Here is a 22278-nt window from a genome sequence, read left to right on the forward strand (position 1 = left end):
GATGGCGTTGTTAGAGGACGATTTGTTTCTCCATGATTGTAACGGGACAACCATGATATTCGGTCCTTTCTTTAACGTGCCATCCATGCCTTGCATAAAACGTTTCTGATTCTGGCGTGTACAAATAAAGCGTTTTGACTCCAAGTTCGTGAGCTTTTTTCTCTATGGCCGAGACAAGCGTTGCCCCTATGCCTTGTTTCCGCCTCGGAGCCGCAATATAGAGCCCAGCGAGCCAAGGCGTTAAATCAAGACGTGTGTCCATATCGTGAACTTTGAGGCACACCGTTCCAAGCAGCTCGTTTCCCTCGAAGGCGACCAGTGCGACCGGAATTTTATTTGTTTGCGCTCTTTCAGTAATAAGGTGCTCCACATCCGCATACGTTCGTTCCGGGTGCAAATACGCCCACTCTTCATAGAACCACCGAGCAAGCGTAGGGATAAGTTCCTTGTGGTCTGCCAAATACTCGATGTTCATTCGTTCTCTAACGTAGAAGTGAGCGGCCTGCGCGGCTTTTCGCGCAGGTCAGCTCGACTGCCGGGTTGGGGGTGGCGTTACCCATTGCCCTGAAGAGCCGCATGCTCAGCCAACTCAGCATTGATGAAGCCGGTAATCATCGCGCGGTAGACCTGTTCAGTAACGGTGGGGTTTGCGCCAAGCTCAACAGAAAGGGCCGTGACCTTTGAAATGACCTGTTCAACTCGCTGGGGTGCCTTGACGTCGGTGGTGGTTTTCTTGAACTTGGCCGCCTGTTTCACATAGGCCCCACGCTCTGCCAGTAGCGCAACAATCTGGCGGTCGATGCGATCAATATGGGTGCGGACATCTTCGATGTTCTGACAGTTGTCGATGCTCTTCAATCTATGCTCCTTGGGAAAATGATGAATACAGAGACATTTGTGGATATACGGCAGGCGTGGCGCACTGGACACCCCCAACGTCTGAATTCACCGGCCTGCGCGGCTTTTTGCGCAGGTCCGGTGGAATGATGGGTTGGGCGAATCATGAGTGAGAGATAGCCTTGGAAAACAAATTGAGAACGACGACGCCAGCCACAATGAGCGACATGCCTATGATTGCCGGAAGATCGAGAGCTTGCCCATAGAGAATCCAAGCAATCAGCGCAATTAGAACGATGCCAACGCCGGACCAGATTGCATAGGCCACCCCGACCGGAATTGCTTTGAGTGTGAGTGAGAGAAAGTAGAAAGCCGCCGCGTAGCCAACGATGACGATAGTCGAAGGCCATAGACGCGAAAACGCTTCAGATGCCTTCAGAGCAGAAGTCGCAATGACCTCGCTAACAATTGCTACGGAAAGAAAAATCCACTGTTGCATACGCATGATCCTCAGTGTGGAGACGCCTAACGCCAGCCTTCAGCCGCGCGAGGCATGTATGCCGGTCGCATGGCTTTGTTGGGCATGGCAGATGATTTCCTGCGCAATTAACTGATGAAAACAACCGGGCAGAGCGTGGCCCAGCCCCTCTATCTCGACCAATCGAGCCGAAGGTATGAGATCGGCTATGTGTCTTCCGTGCGGAGGCGGGTTCAAGGGATCTTCCGTCCCCTGGATCACGAGGGTCGGTACGCTCACGCGGCGCAGCTCCTCGCCTCTGGTCAGCGCCACCGGCTTCGCCAGGGCATGGTTGCCTGGATGTGCCAACGATCCTGCATGCTGGATACTGCGTCTTTCCCATTCACGAAACTCTTCCGCATCGAAAGGAATCTTGTTTCCGGCTAGTATCCGCCACTCGTTCACGCGACTCTCAAGAGCGGCCTCCAGGGTATCAATGCTTCCACTGCGCTGGGCCAATGCCTCCAGGGCCGATCTTTTCGGCAGAGGCAGCCCATCCGGCGCAGGTTCACCGGAGAAAGCGCGTCCGATGTTTCCCACAAAATCCACGTCGAGCGCCGCGCCACACATGAGCGTCATACTCAGCAACCGATCCGGGTAATCCAGCGCCAGCACCTGGCCGATGGTCGCGCCGAGCGACAGGCCGACCACGTGCGCTTTTTCCACCTTCCACCCGTCCAAAATGGCTATTGCGTCATTCGCCAGATCCTCGACGGTATATGGATCTTCCTCAAACGTTCTGAACGTCGATTTTCCCGTATCGCGGTGGTCATATCGAATTGCCCGGAAACCGGCTGAAGTCAACAATTCGATGAATTCATCGGGCCACATCAGCCCCGAGGCGTTCGCCCCCGCGATGAACAGGATAGGGGAGCCATCCTCTCCGCCATCGCTCCGGGTCCACAGTTCCCTGTCGCCCGAGCGCACATACATTTCTTGCATCACATGTCTCTCCTGAAGCCGACGGACGATACCGTTCCCCGTCTGGCATCACTCGTTACCATGCCTTTCGAATGATCCAGATTCCCCATGCGAACCACCAGACGAGGTTCAGAAACATAAAGATGACAAAGGGATTGATGACAGCTTCACGACCCGTGAATGTCATGATGATCCCGAGTGCCAAACCGGCTATGCCCAAGAATAGCCCATACCATCCAATCCAACGCGGATAAGTAAAACTGCGAAGCACCGCAATGCTGAAAAAGGTAAAAGCAAGCCAGTTGACAATGATATTGAGGGGGAACGTTCCGCGGCCGAATCCAAGAGGGGAAAGTACAGTCACAACACTGTAGGCGACTTCCCGGTTACTTTCGGATGCGGCGAGCCAATTGAGAATTGCAGCGGGATAGGAGATATCCAAAGACATGCCGATTGTCCAAAGAGCGGCGCCGACCAGGTGAAAATAAAAGCCAAGGCGAGCCCAGGCTGCGCCGTCGGTCGTAATGGAGTGGTACACGCCGGCTGTTCCAATCAACAATGCCCAAAAGCCGAAAGCAAGGAGCAGGGCGCAAGCCTGTAACAGGGCAGCCTGTTCGGCATACGCTTTTTGCATGGCTTGAATGTCGCCCAGATTCGGCGCGCGCGGAAGCAGAAGGCTTCCGACGACAATCAGAATCGCTCCGCCGATAAACCCCAGACCACTTAATCTCTGCTGGCGATCGCCCCTCTTGATCCCTGTTTCGTACGACATGGTTTTTCTTTCAATTCTTCTTCGTTAATGGCCTTTGTAATTCCCATCGCGAGCCAACGAGAAGCTTGGCCGATGCGGAACCGCGTAGGGGGGCGGCTGGAGTGCTTTGTTCGGCAACGGAAGTTTACAGGTGATATTCGAAATCATAGTAATGCTGGCCACCCTCGATTCTTATCTCCATCTTTCCGGTGAGCCCTTCGAGTTCACCCGTGCCCGAGTTCGGAACAACTTCGAGAGTAAGGACCCTTCCACGATCACCGCCCATCAGCCCGTAGTGCTGCAAGACAAAACTGCCTTTCTTCCCTTCCAATTCTCCCGTTACCTGCTCTATCGCGACATAGCCCGCCGAGCCTTCGACCGGAGAAAGCGCATTGAGCATTTCGCCTTTACTGACAGCCGACAAGCCACCAAAGAATGTCTTGTCAATTGACATTCTGCCGAGCTTTACGCCATCAACACCGGTGGCGTAGGTTTCCAATGGGCTCAAAACCAAATCGAATTTCCCCGAAATCACGACCTATCCCTCCGCTTGAGGTATCTATCTGCCCAACGTTTGAATTCACCGGCCTTGCGCGGCTTTATGCGCAAGGTCCGGTGGAATGATGGGTTGGGCCGCACTTTCTGCGCCATTTCTATGCTGGCCTCAGGACTGCGGGTCGAACTGAAAGACACGAAGTTCTTGACTACAGCGACAGGCCTTCGCGATGCGCGCGGCCCACGCGACGGCGTCTTCACGCGAGGGAAGTTCAAGCACAGTGAAGCCGCCGTCAATCGGGGGCGCCCATGGATAGCCGCCCTCGGCGACTGCGCCGTCGGCCGCTACGAGCACCGGCGGAACGTCTTCGTCGATGCCGCCGCCGAAGACGTAGACGCCAGCAGCTTTTGCCTCCTCGATCACGGCGTGCGCGTCGCGGCCTACCGCCTCCCATGCGTCATCTGGCACGACCATCGCAGCGCTGGGAAAGGAGATCAGGTACTTGGCCATGGTGCTATTTCCATTGGAGATTGATGTCGGTCGTGAAGCGAGTGTGCGGCCCATCGTAGAGCTAACCGGCGCTGCGCGGCTTGGGCGTCTTCGGCGCACATGGCCTACGCGCTGAGCTCGACGCAACGAGACATAGTGTTGAAGTTCCGAGTTGTCGCTGCAACCTTCAGCTTTCGCTCGAAGAAATTGTTGTTGAACTTCGAATCGCTATGTTTAGTCGCGTACAACGTGTAGATCGCATCGTTGCCGACTCTTACCGTATCAGGTGAGAAATCAAGTTGGGACAGGCCATCGGCAAGATACGCTGCTGGCGGCACCGCTAGCAGCGAAAAGTACGTGCGAGATACTGCACTCAAGGGGAACGGATTGCCTTCCATGACGCGTTTGAGTTGGTTGTGTGTCCGGGCGATTACGGCTATGTCGGCTCCGATTTCACGGATAATGACTTCATGAACGAGAGATTGTAGAGACAATTGATCCAGGGTTGACTTTGCAATGACGTTGCCGCTCTGAATGTACGTTTGCACATCCAGCAATCCAGAGTTGCTGAGGGCGGCGCGTAGCTCAGCCATCGGCACTCGGTTTTTGCCGGTAGGAGTAACACCGCGCAGAAAGATTGCGTAGTTCTTCATTGCGCTCCGTGGGTCATGGATGAAGGCGCCCAACGTTACGGTAAGGGGCGCGCCGCCAACAAACGCCAAACGAAGCCACCGAACCGTGATAAAAAACCAACCTTCAAAACCGCCAACGGGCGGCGCGTCCCTTTGACCGACTTGTTGGGCCTGGCGATTCCACTAGACCCCAACAGCGCTAAAACACTCTGTTTTGCCAGGCTGCAACCCAGCCTACACGTAGCCATACCCGAAACACCAAACGGCAACATAAAACCCACTCAACCGAAAACCAGGAACCTACCGCAACCGCCCTTCAGTCACCACAAATCTTCAGTGACACAACGGAGCTAAGCTGATCTCAAAACCTTACAGCCCGACGTTATGGTAAGTGGTGCGTCGCTTGTGGCACATCTCTTGGAGCGGCAGGTTGGGTATTGACAGGATATAGCCAGAACACAAGAACACCATAAATACAAAATTCAATGAAACCGAAAAGAAACCAGGTAAAGGCTAATAAACCGGGAATTGGATACAGAAAAAATTGATTCAAATCAATAGAGTTGCTTCCGTTGAAATAAATGGATTTGTTGTGGTATAAAACAATTAACAACAATCGAATGATGTCAGCCAATGATTTTTGAAAAGTTCATGGAAGAAACCAGTGAGCGTACCGTCAGAGCCCTGATCGGAATGAGTAAGGCGCAATTCGCCAAGCTTTGCCCTATCTTTGAGGAGGCTCATGCGGAGATTCAGCAAGAACGCGTTCAGCAAGGCGAAATAAAACGGGTACCCAAAGGTGGCCATGTGGGCTATCTCGATCGGATAGATAAGAAGCTGTTCTTCATTTTGCATTACCTCAAGACCTACTGTACCTTCGATGTCCTGGGCTTTCATTTTGGCTTCAGCTCGGGACACGCGCATCGCCATGTGGCGCAACTTCTGCCCGTGTTACGGCGCAGCCTGGCGAAACTTGATCTGCTGCCCGAGCGGGAGCTGACGACCCCGGGAGAGATGATGAAGCTGATTGAAAAACATGGAGATATCATCATTGACGGGGTGGAATGCAGTTGCGTCAGGCCGCAGGATGACGATCAGCAGAAAGCCCACTATAGCGGTAAAAAAAACGCCATACGGTTAAAACCCTAGTCATTTCGACCCTGGCACGGCAAATTTTGTTCGTTGGAAGTATCGTGGCCGGCAGTGTTCATGATTATGCGCTGATGAAGCGATGGTTCGATCCTGCCTTATCATGGTTTGACGGTGCCGATGTCTGGTTGGATTTGGGGTTCTTGGGGGCCGCTTCCGATTATGGGAATAAAGCCAGAATTCACCTGCCTCATAAGAAACCCAGAGCCTCCAAGAACAATCCTCATCCCGCGTTGGCAGATCAACAAAGGCGCGAGAACAAAAAGCAAGCGCGAACTCGCATCTCCGTCGAACACTCCATTGGAGGAATGAAGACCTTTCATTGCTTGATGCATCGCATTAGAAACCGACTCAGTCTATTCATAGATAGCTTTTTCGGGCTTGGCGCTGGCCTTTGGAATCTAAAAATTTCTTTGTAATCATGCGGTTATCATCGGAAACAACTCTAATAAGCAATCCAGCTAGAAGCGCAAAGAATGCGCTGTGACCAAGTGCCCGCTTAAGTCCGGGTGTGTGGACAAACGAAACATACGAATAAACGAAGAGTGTCGCAACGCCAGCGGTTAAAAAAAGCCCTAGCACCATATTTCTTTCTGCTGCGGGCCTCGCCACGTTCTCTAGGGCCAAATTAGCTTCTTTGAGAAGGAACATGTGAACAAGTCCATTCCACACCAAAGCGAAAATGAATATCGCAAGTACTGCAACTAGAAAGCGTCTCAGATTCATAACATACTCCGAAAGAGAAAGCCCAACTACAAATGGACACCCTAAGAGGCGCAACTTCTTGCGCCTTATAGGTGTATAATTCGTCAGCAACTCTACACAACATGCTCTGTAACTGCAACATCACATTTATGAACACCCCAAGATTGAAGTTGATTACACCATCAGCCGCGCCGCAACAGCCAAAGCTCCTCGATCAGCTCCGCAACAAAATTCGGTTAAAGCATTACAGCCTGCGTACCGAACAAGCCTATGTGGACTGGGCACGGCGTTACATCTTTTTTCACGGCAAACGCCACCCGGCGGAAATGGGGGCGGCGGAGGTCGAGGCTTTTCTGACCCACTTGGCAGTCGAAGGAAGGGTTGCTGCCTCGACGCAGAACCAGGCGCGAGCGGCGCTCTTGTTCCTTTATCGGGAAGTGCTGCAGCAGGAGCTGCCTTGGCTCGAAGGGGTAGAAGTCGCAAAGGAATCTCGCCGCCTGCCGGTCGTTCTAACTCATGCCGAGGTCAAGGTGTTGCTCGATCGTTTGCAAGGGGTGCACAGCCTGATCGGCCGGCTCTTGTACGGGACGGGAATGCGGCTGATGGAGGTTATGCGGCTGCGGATCAAGGACATCGAGTTTGAGCGCAAGGAAATCATTGTGCGGGACGGTAAAGGATTCAAAGACCGAGTGACGATGTTGCCCGCAGTCCTGATCGACCCGATGAAATCACATTTGCAAGCAATCAAGCGGCAGCACGAGAACGATCTCCGGACCGGGTTCGGCAGCGTTTATCTGCCCTACGCCCTGGAGCGTAAATATCCCAATGCCGGAAAGGAGTGGGGCTGGCAGTATGTATTTCCGGCAAGCCAGGTGTCGGTCGATCCGCGCTCCGGCGCAATGCGCCGCCATCATCTCGACGAAAAAGGCATCCAGCGGGCAATGAAACAGGCGGTGCGAGATACTGGACTGACCAAGCCGGCGACGCCGCATACCTTGCGGCATTCTTTTGCGACTCATCTGCTACAAGCTGGATATGACATCCGTACCGTTCAGGAAATGCTGGGGCACAAGGATGTCAGTACCACGATGATTTACACTCACGTGCTGAACCGGGGTGGCCAGGGGGTGGTCAGCCCGTTAGATCGAATTTGAGTTGGTAAGGTGCTTTCGCACCATTTGGGCCGGACGTTCGTCGAGACTTGCCACCCCCGACCTACTCACCCTATGAAGAGAGCACAATGCCAAGCTATTTCGTGAGACTTTGGTAACGGGAAACTGCTTTTGAAACCGCCCCCCGCCAATTCAAGAACCCGCCTGAGCGCCACGGTCGACCGCCAGGCCCAGCGGCTGCGCCGGGCCGAGCGCGAGCGCCGCGGGGTACTGGCGCAGACGGCCTATCTCGGCACGCCGGGGCTGGTGTTCGTACTGCCGTTGGTAGGCTTATCATGAATACCGACAAACCAGCGATAGCGCTAGCGATGAGTTCTGAACAAGCGAGTACTCGAAGAGTGATCACCTCAAATCGTGGCCGGCCCCGTTTCACGGATCGTGATTGACCCACTCGAACCGCTAATGTTGGCGGGATACGGACTGAAGAGCTGATAGACTGTCTTCATGCCGATCGAACAGGAAACCGAGCGTTCCTTCAATTTCCGCAGGTACTTCACATGCATCCATTGATCCATGAAAACCGGCAGGCCATCAGAGAGCTTTGCCGACGCTATCGGGTACGGCGCCTGGAGGTCTTCGGTTCCGCCGCGCGTGGAACCGACTTCGATCCGGCAACCAGCGATGCGGACTTTCTCGTCGAGTTCTCGCCGTCTTCCGACGGTCCCTCTTTAAGAGCGTTTTTCGGGCTGCGAGCCGATCTGTCCCGAATCCTCGGTCTCTCCGTCGACCTCGCGGAAACTTCTGCCATACGCAACCCCTATATCCAGGCCAGCGTAAACCGAAGCCGTGAGGTCGTGTATGGAGCGTGATTCGCGCGCTTATCTATGGGATGTACGGGAAGCCGCTGAGGCGATAATGGAGTTCACGGCCAACAAAAGCCTTCAAGACTACCTCGATGACCGGATGTTGCGTTCTGCCGTTGAGCGACAATTCGAAATCATCGGTGAAGCACTGAATCAATTATGCAAAATCGACCCTAAATGGGCAGAGCGTATTCCCGATGTCCCGCAGATCATCGCGTTTCGCAATCTCTTGATCCACGGTTACGCATCCGTCAATGACCTGACAGTCTGGCGCGCCATTGAGGCATCCCTGCCAACACTCTACGACAGGGTAACCGAAATACTGGATAAAGCTGGGACACCCTGACATCAACCGCTCTGAGGTCTTCTTCAGAACACACTCGAATCGAGAAGCGGGCCTTGGAGATAGGTATAGATCGCACTTACCAGGCGGGCTTGGCGGCGATATCCACCAACGATCCCCCCCTGGACCGCGAAGGAGGTAGAACGTGAAGCCGTCACCCCCCGCCAATTCAAGAACCCGCCTGAGCGCCACGGTCGACCGCCAGGCCCAGCGGCTGCGCCGGGCCGAGCGCGAGCGCCGGGGGGTGCTGGCGCAGACGGCCTATCTCGGCACGCTGGGGCTGGTGTTCGTGCTGCCGCTGGTGGCGGGGGCGTATCTGGGGCGATGGCTGGATCAGCACAGCGCGGGCTATTCGATCCGTTGGACGCTGAGCCTGTTGTTCCTCGGGCTGGTCGTCGGCGCCTGGAACGCTTGGCAACTGATCAAACGGCATGAGGATTGAGCGGGGATGGAGCAAATCGATTTTTTCGCCAGAGTCCTCGGCCACGTCGGACCGGTGGCGATCAGCGACAGCTTCCTCACTTCCGTGCTGGTGACGGGTTTGCTCGCGGCGGTTTCGGCAATCCTGACCCGGCACCGGACGGCGTTGCCGGACCGCGTCCAGGTGGTCCTGGAAGGCATCGTGTCGGCTTGCGAGAACGCGGTGCGCGACGTGATCCCCACCGCTTACCGCGAGGTGACGCCGTTCATCATGAGCCTGTGGCTATTCCTCGTGACCGCCAACCTGATCAGCCTCGTCCCCGGCTTCGACTCGCCGACGCGCGATCTGTCGGTGACCTCCGCGCTGGCGGTGCTGGTATTCTTCTCCGTGCACTGGTTCGGCATCCGCCAGCAGGGCTTGTCCGCCTATTTGAAGCACTACCTGACGCCCAACCCCGTCCTGCTGCCCTTTCATCTGATCGGCGAGATCACTCGCACCCTGGCCCTGGCCATCCGTCTGTTCGGCAACATGATGAGCATGGAGCTGATCGGGCTGCTGCTCCTGGTCATCGGCGGGCTGTTCGTGCCGGTGCCGATCCTGCTTCTCCACGTCGTGGAGGGCTTGGTGCAGGCGTATATTTTCGGCATTCTGGCATTGGTCTACATCGCCGGCGGCCTCCAGTCCGGCCCGCAACAGGAGAACAGCTCCCCATGAACGACATGACCGGGTTCGTCAGCCTCTCCACCGTGGCCGCGGTGGCCGGCATCGCCGTGGCGGTGATGGTGCCGGCGGTGGCCATGGGCCGCGCCATCGCCACGGCGCTGGAAGCCCTGGCACGTCAGCCGGAGGCGGAAAAGTCCATCATGCGCACCCTGTTCATCGGGCTGGCGATGATCGAATCGCTGGCCATCTATGCGCTGGTGATCGTGCTGATCGTGCTGTTCCGCAATCCGCTGATCGAATACCTCGGCCGCTGAGCGTGGACCTGAACCCATCCACCTTCGTTCTGGAAGTCGCCAACTTCCTGATCCTGGTGTGGCTGCTCAAGCGCTTCCTGTACCAGCCGGTGAGCGCGGCCATCGAGGAGCGGCGCCGGCAGATCGCCCGGACGGCGGACGAGGCCCGCGACACCCAGGCGGCGGCGGAAGCCTTGCGGATGCAGTACGAATCGCGGTTGGCCGATTGGGAGACGGAAAAACGGCAGGCGCGCGAAGCTTTCAAACAGGAGCTCGAAGCGGAACGCCAGCGCGCTTTGGGCGAGCTGGAAAAGGCGCTGGACGCCGAACGGGAAAAGACCCGGGTGCTGATCGAGCGCCAGCGCCGCGACATGGAATCGGACCTCGAGCGTCAGGCCCTGCGCCTGAGCCGGCAATTCGCTGCCCGTTTCCTCGAACGGCTGGCCGGGCCGGAGATGGAAGCCGCCCTGCTCCGGATGTTCGGCGAGGACCTCGCCGCCATGAGCCCAGAACAATGGCTGGCGCTGACCCGCGCGCTGGAGGAGCAGGAGCGCGCCGAAGCCGAAATCGCCAGCGCGTTCCCGCTGAAGCCCGAATCCTGCGCCGGCCTCACGCGGATGATCGAGACCCGCGCCGGCCGGACCATCGCCTGGCGTTTCCGCGAGGACCCGGCCCTCATCTGCGGCATCCGGCTGCGGGCGGGCCATCGGGTGCTCGCAGCCAATGTCGGGGAGGAACTGAAGTTTTTTGCGGACGGCGCGGACAACTCCCTCGGCGGCGGGTGAGCCCCGGCCGCTCCGGCGTCACTGCAGGTCTTGCACGGCCTTGACGGCCGCATGGGCGTCGACGATACCCGCACCGCACACGCCCTGAAGGTCGGTTGCGCACCGGGTGCCCTCCGGGAACGGACGGGCCGTCGCCATGAGGATGTCTTTGACCTTCTGGGGGTTCAGCCTGCCCGCGGTGTCCGCCGCCAGCATCAGCGACACCACGCCCGAGACCACCGGCGCCGCCATGCTCGTTCCCTGCTCCCAGCCGTATTTCATCCCGTCCGCGGCGGGACGCTTCTTGCTGGCGTTGACGGTCGACAGGATGCCGTTGGAATCGCTGTCGGCGGTTTCCCCGCCGGGCGCGGCCAGGGCGACTTGCCGGCCGAAATTGCTGTAATCGGCCAAGTTGCCGTCGGGGCGGACCGAGGCCACGGTGATGACGCCATGGCAATTCGCCGGCGCCTTGTTGGCGGTGTCCTCGCTCTCGTTGCCGGCAGAGACCACCACGACGGCATTGCGCGACAGCGCATAGTCGACGGCCGCCTGGTAGGAGTCCGAACAGGGGCCGTCCCCGCCCAGGCTCAGGTTGATCACGCGCGCGGGCAGAGGATTGGCTTCGGTGCCGGGCACATCCGGCCGCCCCGCCGCCCAATGGATGCCGTCCGCGATGTCCGCGTCGTCGCCCCCGCAGGCCGCGAGCACGCGGACGGGTACGATCTTCGCGAACCAGTCGACCCCGCTGATGCCCCGGCCGTTGTCCGTCGCCGCCCCGACCGTTCCCGCCACGTGGCTGCCGTGCCAGGAACTGGCTTGCGCTTCGGAGTCATCCCCGCAGTAACCGGCCCTGCGCCAGTCGCCCTCGTCCTTGGGCCGGGGATCGCGTCCATTGCCGTCTCGCGCCAGTTTGGCGTCGCTCACCAGGTCCCAGCCGATGATGGCGGTGCGGTCTTCGTCCGCGAACACCAGCCGGCTTTTCAGATCGGGATGCGTCGGCTTGAACAGAATCCCGGAGTCCACCACCGCCACCGTGACCTCCGGCGAACCGCGCGTCAGCTCCCAGGCCGCCTGAACGTTCGCCGATCCGGCCTGAGCCCCGTCGCCGCTGCGCAGATGCCACTCCTTCGTGAACTTGGGATCGTCGGGTACGACGGTCCTGGCGTACTTCATCCGGACCGGATCGGCGTACACCACACCAGCCGCCTCCTCCAGCTTCCGTTCGATCTCCTGGGCTTCGTTTTCGTCGACCGGACGGGCCAGCCGGTACACCCCGGCACCGGCCGTGGACCGCGAGGGCGCCAGCCCGATGCCGGCGATGGCCGCCAGTCGCGCGATCTCGGCTTCCACGGTCTCGCCGTCTCCGCTCTTCAGCTTGATGATGAATTCCCTTATCGCCGGCCGGACCTCCGCGGCTTTGGCCTGCTGCCGCGAAGACCGCACCGGCTGGCCGCCTTCGCTTTCCGCCCATAGCACACCCTCCATCGCCCCCATGCGCCGCACCGCCGCCTGGACCTCCGAGCTGGAGATACCGGAGGGGAACTGCAGGATCTGCGCCCCGGTGCGGGTATTGCCGGTCCATTTCAGCGCGACGCCGGTAGCCGCCTGCCACTGGTCCAGCAAAACCGGTTCGACCGGGCGGGGCGCCTGCGTCCCCACGTCCGCCTTCAGCATGACAAAGGCCTTGGCCGGCGCATCCGCTGCCCAAGCATCGGGAGGCTCTGCTCCCAGCAGCAAAGCTGCCAGCGCGGCCAGAACAGTAATAGAAGAATTGTGAAAACGCGTTTTCGTCATTCCTGCACTCCAGACAATACAAAATTCGGTTTCACTTTTCAGGCCTTAGCGCAAGCGCGAAAGACGACAACAATAGCCCGCTTCCTTAACAGCAATATGAGTGGCCCAAAAGAGCACTTCGAGAAAAGATGCTTGCCGTTCGTCGATTAATCAGCACAACGCCGCTGTACCCCGAGGCACCGGCTAAACGTACTCCTGAATCCGTGCTCCCACCCTCTAAATAATTCATAACATATTGAATCCATTGTATAATTAGCCCATTTTCGATGTCACCCATTTGATCATGCCGCGCTTTGAAGTCAAGCAATCCAGCAAGCTGCAACTGAGAACCTGTCTGGTAAAAGTTTAAGCACATTTAGCAAGAGTCAGCTTGAGCATGGCGATGCGAATCATGTTTTCGGCAGTGGCGGTGAGGATTTCGACATCCTTGGCGAGTCGGCGGAACGACCCGAGCCAAGCGAAGGTGCGCTCGACCACCCAGCGCTTGGGCAGGACTGCGAAGCCATCTTTGATCTTCTCGGAAATATGCAGCGTCAACCCCAAGGTCTCGTCGACAAACCGAACGGCGGTGCCGCGATACCCGGCGTCGCCGGAAAAGGCCTGTAGACCGGGATGCTTTTCCGCGGCTCGACGCAGCACCTCGCAAGCCCCCACCGTATCGTGAAGGTTGGCGGCATGAACCTGGACGTGCAACAGATTGCCCAAGACATCGACCACGATATGGCGTTTGCGGCCTTTCACTTTTTTGCCGCCGTCGATGCCACGCTCTTCGCTGTCGTACTGGGTTTTGACGCTTTGCGAATCAATAGAGTTGCTTCCGTTGAAATAAATGGATTTGTTGTGGTATAAAACAATTAACAACAATCGAATGATGTCAGCCAATGATTTTTGAAAAGTTCATGGAAGAAACCAGTGAGCGTACCGTCAGAGCCCTGATCGGAATGAGTAAGGCGCAATTCGCCAAGCTTTGCCCTATCTTTGAGGAGGCTCATGCGGAGATTCAGCAAGAACGCGTTCAGCAAGGCGAAATAAAACGGGTACCCAAAGGTGGCCATGTGGGCTATCTCGATCGGATAGATAAGAAGCTGTTCTTCATTTTGCATTACCTCAAGACCTACTGTACCTTCGATGTCCTGGGCTTTCATTTTGGCTTCAGCTCGGGACACGCGCATCGCCATGTGGCGCAACTTCTGCCCGTGTTACGGCGCAGCCTGGCGAAACTTGATCTGCTGCCCGAGCGGGAGCTGACGACCCCGGGAGAGATGATGAAGCTGATTGAAAAACATGGAGATATCATCATTGACGGGGTGGAATGCAGTTGCGTCAGGCCGCAGGATGACGATCAGCAGAAAGCCCACTATAGCGGTAAAAAAAACGCCATACGGTTAAAACCCTAGTCATTTCGACCCTGGCACGGCAAATTTTGTTCGTTGGAAGTATCGTGGCCGGCAGTGTTCATGATTATGCGCTGATGAAGCGATGGTTCGATCCTGCCTTATCATGGTTTGACGGTGCCGATGTCTGGTTGGATTTGGGGTTCTTGGGGGCCGCTTCCGATTATGGGAATAAAGCCAGAATTCACCTGCCTCATAAGAAACCCAGAGCCTCCAAGAACAATCCTCATCCCGCGTTGGCAGATCAACAAAGGCGCGAGAACAAAAAGCAAGCGCGAACTCGCATCTCCGTCGAACACTCCATTGGAGGAATGAAGACCTTTCATTGCTTGATGCATCGCATTAGAAACCGACTCAGTCTATTCATAGATAGCTTTTTCGGGCTTGGCGCTGGCCTTTGGAATCTAAAAATTTCTTTGTAATCATGCGGTTATCATCGGAAACAACTCTAATGATGCCGTAGCGGGGACAGGGCGCTCTGCCGTTTTTTTTCGCCGTTGCCGATTCAAGTCGTCCAGCGCGCGTTCCCAAACGCCGTTTTTGTTCCAGCGGCTGAAATGGTCGTACACCGTTTTCCACGGAGGAAAGTCGTTGGGCAACTGCCGCCACTGGGCACCCGTTTTCACCAAGTACAGAATGGCATCGACGATGCGTTTTCGCGAATGCTTACACCCGCTGCCTCGCCGATCATTGGGCTGAAAGTAGCGCTCTATCCGCGCCCATTCGTGCTCTTTCAAATCACTCGGATAACTCAATGGCTTCGCTCGTCAGGTCCAGGGACCATTGACTTTACTACGTTTTGTTTTTCAAGACAGGTTCTGACCTCGTATTCCGGCCTGGCGCTGATTGGCCAGTGCTGCCAGGCGGCGCAGGTGGAGGCGGTCATTGATCCGAAGATTCCGGTGTCGCAAGGCATGCGCACCTCGGACATCGTCAAGAGCGTGGTCGGGTTGTTGAGTCTGGGCAAGAGCGACTTCGAAGCCATCGAGCCGTTTCGGGAGGACCGCTTCTTCAAGGAGTCGCTGGGGCTGACGAAGGTGCCCGGAGCCGTGTGGCTGCGCCAGCGTCTGAATGCCAAGGCGGAAGCCATCCGCGATCTGGCCGATGAGCTTTCCCTGAGGCTGCTGGAGCGAGCCGAGGCGCCGATCACGCCGCACAAGGGCTATGTCTGCTGCGACATTGATACCTTCGCCATGGACAATAGTGGCACGAAGAAGGAAGCGGTGTCGCGCACCTATCAGGGCTTCGACGGTTACACGCCGATTGCCGCCTATCTCGGCAACGAAGGCTGGAACACCGGGCTGGAACTGAGGCCAGGGTCCCGCCACTCGGCGTTCGAGACGCACTACTTCTACGAGCGGCTGTTTCCGCGCATCGAACGCCTGGTCAAACCGGATCAGCCCGTGCTGCTGCGCGAGGACAGCGGTTTCGACGGCGCACAGCTCCTGTTCGCCAAGGCCGCGGAGCGAGACCGGCAAGCCGCGCTGGGGCGAAGCCTCGACTTCATCTGCAAGTGGAACCCCCGCAAGCAGGACAAGGCGGCCTGGGTCAAGCGCGCCGAGGAGGCGAAGGCCTGGGTCGAGACTCGCCCCGGTAAGCGCGAGGCCCTCCTGTCGCTGGACATCGAGCGCGCCTGGCACAAGGAGAAGCGCTCCTTCCGCCTGGTCGCCAGGGTCGTCGAGCGCACCATCGACAAGAAGGGCCAACACCTGCTGGCCCCGGAGGTCGAACTGGAAGGCTGGTGGACGACGCTCTCCTGTTCCGCCGAGGAAGTGATCGAACTCTACCAGCACCACGGCATGCATGAGCAGTTCCACTCCGAGTTGTTCGGCTCCGCCGAATCCTTCGCTTCGCTCAGGACCGCCACTGCGTGGCGTCCTGCGCCCTTCGGGCTTGTCAAGACCGACCTCGACCTGGAACGGCTGCCCTCGGGCAAGTTCGACACCCACGACGTGATCCTGCATCTGGCGGCCTTCGCCTACAACTGCCTGCGTCTCTTGGGACAGATCGGCCTGACTGGCGAGATTGCGCCGATCCGTCATCCGGCCAAGCGCCGCCGCATCCGGACCGTGCTGCAGGAGATCATGTACCGGGCGGCGAAGTTCGTCGCCCATGCCCGCCGGCTGATCCTCGATTTCGGCCGTGGCGTGGCGGCAAACGTAGCCGTGTTCGTGATGCTTCAGAATCGGCTGTGGGCGGCGGCGTCCGGATGACGGGAAATGCCTGCCGCACGCCTCGAATCCCTGATTCCGGAACCCCGGAAGGGACAGTCTCGCGCAGGGAGCGGAAAATGAGCTGACGATAAGCGCACGCCAAGCAGATTGGCCCCGAAACCCCGGTCGAATGTTCCCCGGATCGCCGGTAGCGAGGGCAAATCCCAAGGGAGAGCGCTCGAAATTCATGCGTTCAGGCCCGATGGGAAGGTGTAAGCCGAGGGGAACACGGATTCAGGGTACTGTCTGTCTATCGATCCTGTCCCAAGTAATAGCGGAACCAGGCGATTTGCTCCTGCGCCTGATACAACACATTTTTGGGCTCGTGAATACCATGACCCTCGCCGTTGAATTCCACCATTCGAGCCGGCGTGCCTTGGCCCGAGATACCCGCGTAGAAGTTCGCCGCGATGCCGACGGGCAGAAAATCCTGACTGCCGTGAAAAACCAGCGTGGGGGTTACTACCCGATGGGCTTGATAGACGGGGGAGTCCGCGCGGTACTTCCGCAAGTCCTGATACGGGGTTTTTCCTTCTAGAAAAGCTATGAAGGCGGCGTAGCCGGAAGCAAACTCGGTCGGAATATCGAGGAGGCTGCAAGCCGGATTGGCCGCGGCATAAAGGCGGGGATACCGGACCACGCTCTGGCTCGAAAAATAGCCGCCGTAAGAACAGCCGGCAATTCCGATCCGCTGTTTGGATGTGTAGCCTTTGGCCACCAGCTTACGTACGAACTGCGCCGCCTCATCGATATCTATCCGGCCGAAACTGCGGCCGTTTGCCAGATCGAACCACTGTTTCTCCCCCCAGCCGGGACGCATCTGCAAAGGCAGCACCAGGACGGCGATGCCGAAGTTGGGCAACAAATTGAACGGCGACTCGGCGGCGGCGCTCCAACTGTTGATCATCTCGCCGCCGGGACCGCCCTGCTGCCACAGCACCATCGGAACATTCCGAGGGGGAAATACTGTTCCCGCAGGCTGGATGAGATAAGCCGAACGCTGCTCGCCGCTTTTGACAGGGAACGAAATCGTATGAACTTGAACGGAATTTTGCGCCTTCGCCTGGGCATTATCCGCCGTCAAAGCGGTCATGGCGGACCCGTCCAGACTCATCCGGTATAACTCCGGCGGATCGACAAAGGAGCTGTGAGCGAACACCAACTGCTGCCGAACGGCGCTAGCCTGGACCGCCCAGTACTCCCCCTCTGTGGAAGTAATCTTCTCGAGCGCCCCACCGCCGACGTTATAGCGATAAAGCCGACCACTCAAGCCATCGATGACCGGAAACAGAACCTCCTGTGACGAAAGATAAAACGGCTGTTGCTGGTAGCTGCCGAGCTCCGGCTTGTCCAGCGTAGCGATCGGATTCAACGCCGAATCATAGAATCTGTAAACCGTATAGGCCTTTTCTGGATAGTAGACCGGATACTTGCGTCCGCGCAGCTTTACCGGACGCTCCGCCAGCGCCATGAACGAGGAGCCGTCCGGACTCCACGATAGGCTTTTGAATACCTCCCCGCCGGCCGTTCGAGCAAGGAGCCGTGAATGCTTAGTGTCCTTCAGGTCAAATATTTCTACCGCGTTTTCCTGGAGAAAAGGATTATCTGCCGGATCAAACCGTCCCAAAGCCGACTGGGTCAGCACACCAAGCACACTTTCCTCGCCTCGCGAACTTTCGATGGGTATGATAGTCCGCACGAATCCCAGCTTGCTGCTGTCCTGAGACCAGGCATAGGGAGTCGCGGCCTTGAAATCGTACAACGCCGTACCAGCCGGTAAAGTGAGAAGCCGACGCTTGTTCCCGGTCGAAATGTCAAGAATGGAGTAGGTGACCCCCTCGCTGGCTACCATCAGGTGGGCACCGCCCTCCCCTCGACCCTCGGCCGCATAAAGACCCAAAGGCGCCTTGACGTCGAATGGGTCGGCACGGTTTGCCGAGGAACGCGGGGCCGCTACCCGCTTTCCCGAAACCTTCGTATCGGGTATGGCCGCCACCAGCAGAAACCGCCCGTCGGGTGAAAGGCTTGCCGGCGTATCGCCCGCATCCAGTATCAGCGGACTCCGCGAGACTTTGCCGGTCAAGCGGTCGATTCGAAGCAACACCCACGAGTCATCCCCGGCATCCCCCTTCGCCCAGGTCAATATCTCCGTCCCGTTTGTCCAACGCAATGCCTTGGAGCCGTCCAGAACCGGTTCTTGCGTTTCCTCGATATCTACTGGAGTAAAACCGCCCGTATCGATATCCAGAAAACCTAATTCATCTTCAATGTTCGGGCGCAAAACCAAAGCAACCCTCCCGGCCGGATCGATGCCGCTGAGCACACGGGGCGGCGCCGCGGCTTGAAGTATCCTGATCTTTTCCACCTCTTCCGCGGAAAGTAAATCGCGCGGCACCTCGTCCACGCCCACGATCAGCCTTTCGTTGGGCTGGCCTGGAGGCATGGCACCAAACGCGCTTATCGGCGAGAAACCAACGAAAGCGACAAAAATGATAAATCCTGCATAGCGGCCCATGATAGCTTCCTTCAATAGCTTTGCTGGTGATAGTATGGAATTATCTTTCAAACTGGATTACCCTGCCGACGCGGAATATCTAGCAAGTGAATTTCAATTCCGTTGGGCTCAGTTCTTTGGATAGGTATCGAATTTCGCGCCAACCCGCCTGTTCTGGCCCATGTTCAACACGCAGGTTGTCTTCTTACCACTACAGGCGCCACTCCAACCCTTGAAGCGGAAGCGTTCGCCCGCTGCGGCCGTCAACGTCACTCGGGCACCTTTCTCGAAACTGGCAAAGGTGGCCCGGCAATCTTCCCGGCAGGAGATTCCGGCGGGTTCGCTGTCGATGGTTCCGGTGCCCTTGCCCTTCTTGATCAACTGCAGTGTCCTTGTCTTAGCGCCGGCAGGGCGGAACGAGACGCTTACGGTCTTGTTGGCCTTCATGGTCAACATGCACGATTCCTTCGGAGGCCCTATCCACTGCCCGCAGTCGCCCGACCAGCCGCCTATCACTTGGCCGGGACCCGGCTTGGCGAACAAAATGACGTAGCTTCCCTCCTCGAAAGCGGCGTTGCAGACCATCCCGCAGTCGATGCCCTCCGGTGAGCTGGTGACCGTCCCGTCGCCCGACTTGGCTACGGTGAGGGTGTGGGTGCGCGGCTGGGGGCTGTCACCGCCCCGTTTGCTCTGGACGGTACCATTGTTCAGCCACACGGCCGTGACGTTGCCGGAGACATCAGCCACGACCCGGGGGAAGGCGTTGGCGGTTCCAGCCTCCCCAAGCTCGGTAGCAGCCGCCCAGCTTCCAGCGCTGAACCTGGAACTCTGAACCGTCACGCCGCGCTCGTCGACACGCTCCCACACCACCGTCACGGCTCCCTTGGAATCCACGGCCAGTTTCGGCGAAGGCAGACCCCGCTCACCCCAAGTCTCAAGCCTTCCAGCGACAGCGATGTCGCTGGCGAGACTCCAGCGTCCATTACTGAAGCGGGCGCTCTGGATGATCAAATCGGTACCAACCTTGGCCCCCCAAACCGCCGTAACATCGCCGATCCCGTCGACCGCAACTTGCGCCTTGGCAGCATGGGTGCCCGCATCACTCAAATCCACCGGGGCGGTCCAGGCGCCTGCACTGAATCTGGCGCTCTGGACGGTCCGATCCGCAGCGCCGGCCAGCTCCCATACCACCGTGACATCGTCGTTGGAGTCAGTTGCCACGTTCGGCCTCCTCGCATCTTTTCCCGGGACGCTGATTTCGACGGGAGCAGCCCAATGTCCCTCGCTGAACCGGGCACTCTGAATGGTTACGCCGTGGTCACCCGCGCGTTCCCATACTGCGGTCAGGTCGCCATTGACGTCCGCGGCCACTCGAGGAAACGCCGTCCCGGCGCCGGCATCTCCCAGGTCGACGACTCCCTCCCAGATCCCGCCCCTGGACCGCGCGCTTTGGATGGTGCTTCCACGCTGCCACACGGCCGTGACGTTGCCGCTCGGGTCCACGGCCAGGGCGGGAGACCGCGCATCCAGACCGGAGGCGCTGAGGCTGATCGGGCCGCTCCAACTACCGTTGCTGAAACGGGCGGCCCGGACCGCCCACTGCTCGCCGGTTTTCGATTCCCAGACGGCAGTCACGGCGCCAGCCGGCTCCGCCACGGCAATGGGCTGCCAATTGCTGCCCGTGCCATCGATATCGACGACCCCGCTCCAGCCACCGGCGCCGAAGTGGTTGCCCTGCAGGATCGTATCCTCGTTCGAATTGTCGAGCCCCCACACGACCGTCACATTGCCGCTCGCATCCACCGCTGCCGCGGGATTGCGAGCGGTCCGGCCCGCGACGCTGAGATCGACGATCTGATCCGACCAGGACCATTCCGCCAGTGCGTGCGCCGGAGAGCAAACAAGATTTGCCAAGCCCCCCAAGGCGCATAAGAGCGGAATGGCAAAGCGCCCGGTGGAGTGGACTTCGCTTTCGATACGGAACATAGGCAAGGCACGGTCTCCGAATGTTGATGGCTCAAAGGGTGAAACCTGCTTCGTCACGCCGGATCGGGGAGGCGGGAGATGTCCCCTCCCGTCATCTCCCGCCTCTATCGGCACCACCCGGATGGCAAACGCTTCACATAGACATCCGGATCATCTTTACGGTCGGCGTTCGGAGTCAGTCCCGGCGCATCGGAAGTGAAAACCACCGCACTGCCGTCGGCGCTGATGACCGGGAAAAAACTCCTACCGTGCGCTTCCGCACCCCCGCCGGTCATGCTCACGCGGAGAGTCTTGCGGGTCTGCCGGTCGTGGACAAAGACATCCGTCTTACCATTGCCGTCGTCCGCCACCAAATTGGTGGCATTGCTTTGGAAGGCGACGCAGCGTCCGTCGGCAGTGACGCTGGCGTAATCGCTGTCGCCATCGGCTTGCCCCCCATCGGTAGCGATACTGACCCGTTCGGTGGTACCGGTTTCGAGGTCTCGCAGGAAAATGTCCCGTTTGCCGTTGCTATCGCCCGCAACCAGGTTGGACGCGGAGGAAACGAACCCCACGTAGCGGCCTCCGGCGCTGAAGGCGGGACCATAGCTGGGACCATTGGCCTGCTCGCCCGTCGAGGACTGGCTGATGCGCGTGGTCTCACCGCTGGTCAAGTCACGCAGGAAGATGTCGCTGACGCCGTTGCTGTCATCGCCGACGAGGTTCGTGGCCTCGGACATGAAGGCGATGCGGCTGCCGTCGCCACTCAGGCTGGACAGGGAACTGACGCCATCCCCTTGCTCGCCGTTGCCCGCGACGCTGACGAGTCGGATGACTCCATCGGCACCGCGGAGAAACACGTCAGGGAGACCATTGCCGTCGCCTTCCACCAGATTACTGGCCGACGACGCCCAGCTTACGACCAACCCGTTGCCGCTGACCGCCGGATAGAGGCTGTCGCCGTCGGCGGCCGCCCCCGTGGTGGGGACAGAGAGACAGAGGGGCGGCGTTTCCCGTTCCAAGGCGCTCTGCCGAAAAATATTCGTGACACCCGGAACGGCGCAAGCCGGATCGATATCCGTGGCGTCGGACGTGAACACCACCACCGAGCCATCGCCGCTGATCGAGGGAAAAAGACTGTTGCCGGCAGCCTGTTGTCCTCCCCTGTTCCGGCTGACCAAACTGCGACGGGCAGCGTCATCCTCCCACAGGAAAATCTGGTCACGCTGCTGTTTGCCGTGCTTCCGAACCACGTTGGTGAGGTAGGCCACACGCCTCGCGTCGGCGCTGACCGATGGCAGGCCGCTGGTCCGCACGGGCGGACTGACGGCCCTGAGGGACGGCACGGCGGCCTCCGCAACGCCTCCCGACAGCAGCGCCACCAGCACGCTGAGCGGCAGGACAGGATTCGGGTCAACACGGCCGCGGCAGCCAAGGCGATTAGTCATGCTGGATCTCCAAA

27 protein-coding genes are annotated in these 22278 nt (G+C 58.5%); 13 read left to right on the forward strand and 14 right to left on the reverse strand.

Features of this window, described 5'->3' with window-relative positions; genetic code table 11:
• Positions 1-10 precede the first annotated feature (10 nt).
• The 8 genes from ABZN20_RS15660 to ABZN20_RS15695 all read right to left on the reverse strand — a co-directional run bounded on the left by ABZN20_RS15660 (position 11) and on the right by ABZN20_RS15695 (position 4664).
• Positions 11-475 (reverse strand): GNAT family N-acetyltransferase, encoded by a 465-nt coding sequence (locus ABZN20_RS15660; protein WP_367025857.1) that lies wholly within the window; start codon positions 473-475, stop codon positions 11-13.
• A 77-nt stretch (positions 476-552) separates the two neighbouring features.
• The gene (locus ABZN20_RS15665) at positions 553-858 is read right to left on the reverse strand and encodes a chorismate mutase (protein ID WP_367025858.1); all 306 of its coding nucleotides are present in this window, start codon (positions 856-858) and stop codon (positions 553-555) included.
• 142 nt (positions 859-1000) lie between these two features.
• The gene (locus ABZN20_RS15670; protein ID WP_367025859.1) at positions 1001-1336 is read right to left on the reverse strand and encodes an SMR family transporter; all 336 of its coding nucleotides are present in this window, start codon (positions 1334-1336) and stop codon (positions 1001-1003) included.
• A gap of 39 nt (positions 1337-1375) precedes the next feature.
• The gene (locus tag ABZN20_RS15675) at positions 1376-2296 is read right to left on the reverse strand and encodes an alpha/beta fold hydrolase (RefSeq protein WP_367025860.1); all 921 of its coding nucleotides are present in this window, start codon (positions 2294-2296) and stop codon (positions 1376-1378) included.
• Positions 2297-2351: 55 nt separating this feature from the next.
• Positions 2352-3047 carry a hypothetical protein gene (locus ABZN20_RS15680; RefSeq protein ID WP_367025861.1) on the reverse strand — a complete coding sequence of 232 codons (696 nt, stop codon included), beginning with the start codon at positions 3045-3047 and terminating at the stop codon, positions 2352-2354.
• Positions 3048-3171: 124 nt separating this feature from the next.
• Positions 3172-3561, reverse strand: coding sequence for a DUF3224 domain-containing protein (locus ABZN20_RS15685; RefSeq protein WP_367025862.1), 390 nt, complete (start codon positions 3559-3561; stop codon positions 3172-3174).
• 129 nt (positions 3562-3690) lie between these two features.
• Positions 3691-4032: a YciI family protein gene (locus ABZN20_RS15690; protein ID WP_367025863.1), complete on the reverse strand. Its 342-nt coding sequence runs from the start codon at positions 4030-4032 to the stop codon at positions 3691-3693.
• 104 nt (positions 4033-4136) lie between these two features.
• Positions 4137-4664, reverse strand: a complete 528-nt coding sequence (locus ABZN20_RS15695) for a DUF1697 domain-containing protein (protein ID WP_367025864.1) — start codon at positions 4662-4664, stop codon at positions 4137-4139.
• A gap of 612 nt (positions 4665-5276) precedes the next feature.
• Here ABZN20_RS15695 and ABZN20_RS15700 point away from each other — a divergent pair.
• From ABZN20_RS15700 to ABZN20_RS15745, 10 genes are all read left to right on the forward strand, one after another.
• Positions 5277-5792 carry a helix-turn-helix domain-containing protein gene (locus tag ABZN20_RS15700; RefSeq protein WP_367025613.1) on the forward strand — a complete coding sequence of 172 codons (516 nt, stop codon included), beginning with the start codon at positions 5277-5279 and terminating at the stop codon, positions 5790-5792.
• 26 nt (positions 5793-5818) lie between these two features.
• Positions 5819-6211: a transposase family protein gene (locus tag ABZN20_RS15705; protein WP_367025614.1), complete on the forward strand. Its 393-nt coding sequence runs from the start codon at positions 5819-5821 to the stop codon at positions 6209-6211.
• Positions 6212-6670: 459 nt separating this feature from the next.
• Positions 6671-7651 (forward strand): integron integrase, encoded by a 981-nt coding sequence (locus tag ABZN20_RS15710; protein WP_370630417.1) that lies wholly within the window; start codon positions 6671-6673, stop codon positions 7649-7651.
• Positions 7652-7780: 129 nt separating this feature from the next.
• Positions 7781-7948, forward strand: a complete 168-nt coding sequence (locus tag ABZN20_RS15715) for a hypothetical protein (protein ID WP_255556667.1) — start codon at positions 7781-7783, stop codon at positions 7946-7948.
• Between the two features lie 218 nt (positions 7949-8166).
• Positions 8167-8478: a nucleotidyltransferase family protein gene (locus tag ABZN20_RS15720; protein ID WP_218808720.1), complete on the forward strand. Its 312-nt coding sequence runs from the start codon at positions 8167-8169 to the stop codon at positions 8476-8478.
• Positions 8468-8818, forward strand: a complete 351-nt coding sequence (locus tag ABZN20_RS15725; protein WP_367025865.1) for a DUF86 domain-containing protein — start codon at positions 8468-8470, stop codon at positions 8816-8818. The genes ABZN20_RS15720 and ABZN20_RS15725 overlap by 11 nt, the downstream gene beginning before the upstream one ends.
• A gap of 142 nt (positions 8819-8960) precedes the next feature.
• Positions 8961-9257, forward strand: coding sequence for an AtpZ/AtpI family protein (locus ABZN20_RS15730; RefSeq protein ID WP_218808717.1), 297 nt, complete (start codon positions 8961-8963; stop codon positions 9255-9257).
• A gap of 6 nt (positions 9258-9263) precedes the next feature.
• The gene (locus ABZN20_RS15735; protein WP_218808716.1) at positions 9264-9950 is read left to right on the forward strand and encodes a F0F1 ATP synthase subunit A; all 687 of its coding nucleotides are present in this window, start codon (positions 9264-9266) and stop codon (positions 9948-9950) included.
• A complete protein-coding gene (gene atpE / locus ABZN20_RS15740; protein ID WP_266021349.1) occupies positions 9947-10213 on the forward strand; it encodes an ATP synthase F0 subunit C in 267 nt (88 codons plus the stop codon). Before ABZN20_RS15735 ends, atpE begins: the two co-directional genes overlap by 4 nt.
• A gap of 2 nt (positions 10214-10215) precedes the next feature.
• Positions 10216-10977: a F0F1 ATP synthase subunit delta gene (locus tag ABZN20_RS15745; RefSeq protein WP_367025866.1), complete on the forward strand. Its 762-nt coding sequence runs from the start codon at positions 10216-10218 to the stop codon at positions 10975-10977.
• An 18-nt stretch (positions 10978-10995) separates the two neighbouring features.
• Here the strand turns inward: ABZN20_RS15745 and ABZN20_RS15750 are convergent, their stop codons facing one another.
• Both ABZN20_RS15750 and ABZN20_RS15755 read right to left on the reverse strand, forming a co-directional pair.
• Complete coding sequence (locus ABZN20_RS15750) at positions 10996-12750, reverse strand: S8 family peptidase (protein ID WP_367025867.1); 1755 nt, start codon at positions 12748-12750, stop codon at positions 10996-10998.
• Between the two features lie 345 nt (positions 12751-13095).
• Positions 13096-13632, reverse strand: coding sequence for an IS5 family transposase (locus ABZN20_RS15755; protein WP_367025868.1), 537 nt, complete (start codon positions 13630-13632; stop codon positions 13096-13098).
• On the opposite strand from ABZN20_RS15755, the gene ABZN20_RS15760 reads away from it, so the two are divergent.
• Positions 13632-14147, forward strand: coding sequence for a helix-turn-helix domain-containing protein (locus tag ABZN20_RS15760; RefSeq protein WP_367025613.1), 516 nt, complete (start codon positions 13632-13634; stop codon positions 14145-14147). The two genes, ABZN20_RS15755 and ABZN20_RS15760, sit on opposite strands and share 1 nt — an antisense overlap.
• A 26-nt stretch (positions 14148-14173) precedes the next feature.
• Positions 14174-14566 (forward strand): transposase family protein, encoded by a 393-nt coding sequence (locus tag ABZN20_RS15765; RefSeq protein WP_367025614.1) that lies wholly within the window; start codon positions 14174-14176, stop codon positions 14564-14566.
• Here the strand turns inward: ABZN20_RS15765 and ABZN20_RS15770 are convergent, their stop codons facing one another.
• Complete coding sequence (locus tag ABZN20_RS15770) at positions 14567-14899, reverse strand: transposase (protein WP_423246411.1); 333 nt, start codon at positions 14897-14899, stop codon at positions 14567-14569.
• A gap of 27 nt (positions 14900-14926) precedes the next feature.
• Between ABZN20_RS15770 and ABZN20_RS15775 the strand changes: the two genes are divergently transcribed.
• The gene (locus ABZN20_RS15775; protein WP_367027576.1) at positions 14927-16357 is read left to right on the forward strand and encodes an IS1380 family transposase; all 1431 of its coding nucleotides are present in this window, start codon (positions 14927-14929) and stop codon (positions 16355-16357) included.
• A gap of 250 nt (positions 16358-16607) precedes the next feature.
• On the opposite strand, the gene ABZN20_RS15780 is transcribed toward ABZN20_RS15775, so the two are convergent.
• The 3 genes from ABZN20_RS15780 to ABZN20_RS15790 all read right to left on the reverse strand — a co-directional run bounded on the left by ABZN20_RS15780 (position 16608) and on the right by ABZN20_RS15790 (position 22264).
• Complete coding sequence (locus ABZN20_RS15780; protein WP_367025869.1) at positions 16608-18872, reverse strand: S9 family peptidase; 2265 nt, start codon at positions 18870-18872, stop codon at positions 16608-16610.
• 108 nt (positions 18873-18980) lie between these two features.
• Complete coding sequence (locus ABZN20_RS15785) at positions 18981-20837, reverse strand: InlB B-repeat-containing protein (RefSeq protein WP_367025870.1); 1857 nt, start codon at positions 20835-20837, stop codon at positions 18981-18983.
• A 104-nt stretch (positions 20838-20941) separates the two neighbouring features.
• Positions 20942-22264, reverse strand: a complete 1323-nt coding sequence (locus tag ABZN20_RS15790; protein WP_367025871.1) for a hypothetical protein — start codon at positions 22262-22264, stop codon at positions 20942-20944.
• Positions 22265-22278 lie beyond the last annotated feature (14 nt).

Origin of the sequence: Methylococcus sp. ANG, from assembly GCF_040730495.1 — a bacterium.
Lineage (GTDB): Bacteria > Pseudomonadota > Gammaproteobacteria > Methylococcales > Methylococcaceae > Methylococcus.

Excerpts from the sequence above, each read along its gene's own strand:
- ABZN20_RS15660 (WP_367025857.1), bottom strand. The coding sequence starts at position 475 with ATGAACATCGAGTATTTGGCAGACCACAAGGAACTTATCCCTACGCTT.
- ABZN20_RS15670 (WP_367025859.1), bottom strand. The coding sequence starts at position 1,336 with ATGCAACAGTGGATTTTTCTTTCCGTAGCAATTGTTAGCGAGGTCATT.
- ABZN20_RS15675 (WP_367025860.1), bottom strand. The coding sequence starts at position 2,296 with ATGCAAGAAATGTATGTGCGCTCGGGCGACAGGGAACTGTGGACCCGG.
- ABZN20_RS15680 (WP_367025861.1), bottom strand. The coding sequence starts at position 3,047 with ATGTCGTACGAAACAGGGATCAAGAGGGGCGATCGCCAGCAGAGATTA.
- ABZN20_RS15690 (WP_367025863.1), bottom strand. The coding sequence starts at position 4,032 with ATGGCCAAGTACCTGATCTCCTTTCCCAGCGCTGCGATGGTCGTGCCA.
- ABZN20_RS15695 (WP_367025864.1), bottom strand. The coding sequence starts at position 4,664 with ATGAAGAACTACGCAATCTTTCTGCGCGGTGTTACTCCTACCGGCAAA.
- ABZN20_RS15700 (WP_367025613.1), top strand. The coding sequence starts at position 5,277 with ATGATTTTTGAAAAGTTCATGGAAGAAACCAGTGAGCGTACCGTCAGA.
- ABZN20_RS15720 (WP_218808720.1), top strand. The coding sequence starts at position 8,167 with ATGCATCCATTGATCCATGAAAACCGGCAGGCCATCAGAGAGCTTTGC.
- ABZN20_RS15725 (WP_367025865.1), top strand. The coding sequence starts at position 8,468 with ATGGAGCGTGATTCGCGCGCTTATCTATGGGATGTACGGGAAGCCGCT.
- ABZN20_RS15735 (WP_218808716.1), top strand. The coding sequence starts at position 9,264 with ATGGAGCAAATCGATTTTTTCGCCAGAGTCCTCGGCCACGTCGGACCG.
- atpE (WP_266021349.1), top strand. The coding sequence starts at position 9,947 with ATGAACGACATGACCGGGTTCGTCAGCCTCTCCACCGTGGCCGCGGTG.
- ABZN20_RS15750 (WP_367025867.1), bottom strand. The coding sequence starts at position 12,750 with ATGACGAAAACGCGTTTTCACAATTCTTCTATTACTGTTCTGGCCGCG.
- ABZN20_RS15760 (WP_367025613.1), top strand. The coding sequence starts at position 13,632 with ATGATTTTTGAAAAGTTCATGGAAGAAACCAGTGAGCGTACCGTCAGA.
- ABZN20_RS15780 (WP_367025869.1), bottom strand. The coding sequence starts at position 18,872 with ATGGGCCGCTATGCAGGATTTATCATTTTTGTCGCTTTCGTTGGTTTC.
- ABZN20_RS15785 (WP_367025870.1), bottom strand. The coding sequence starts at position 20,837 with ATGTTCCGTATCGAAAGCGAAGTCCACTCCACCGGGCGCTTTGCCATT.
- ABZN20_RS15790 (WP_367025871.1), bottom strand. The coding sequence starts at position 22,264 with ATGACTAATCGCCTTGGCTGCCGCGGCCGTGTTGACCCGAATCCTGTC.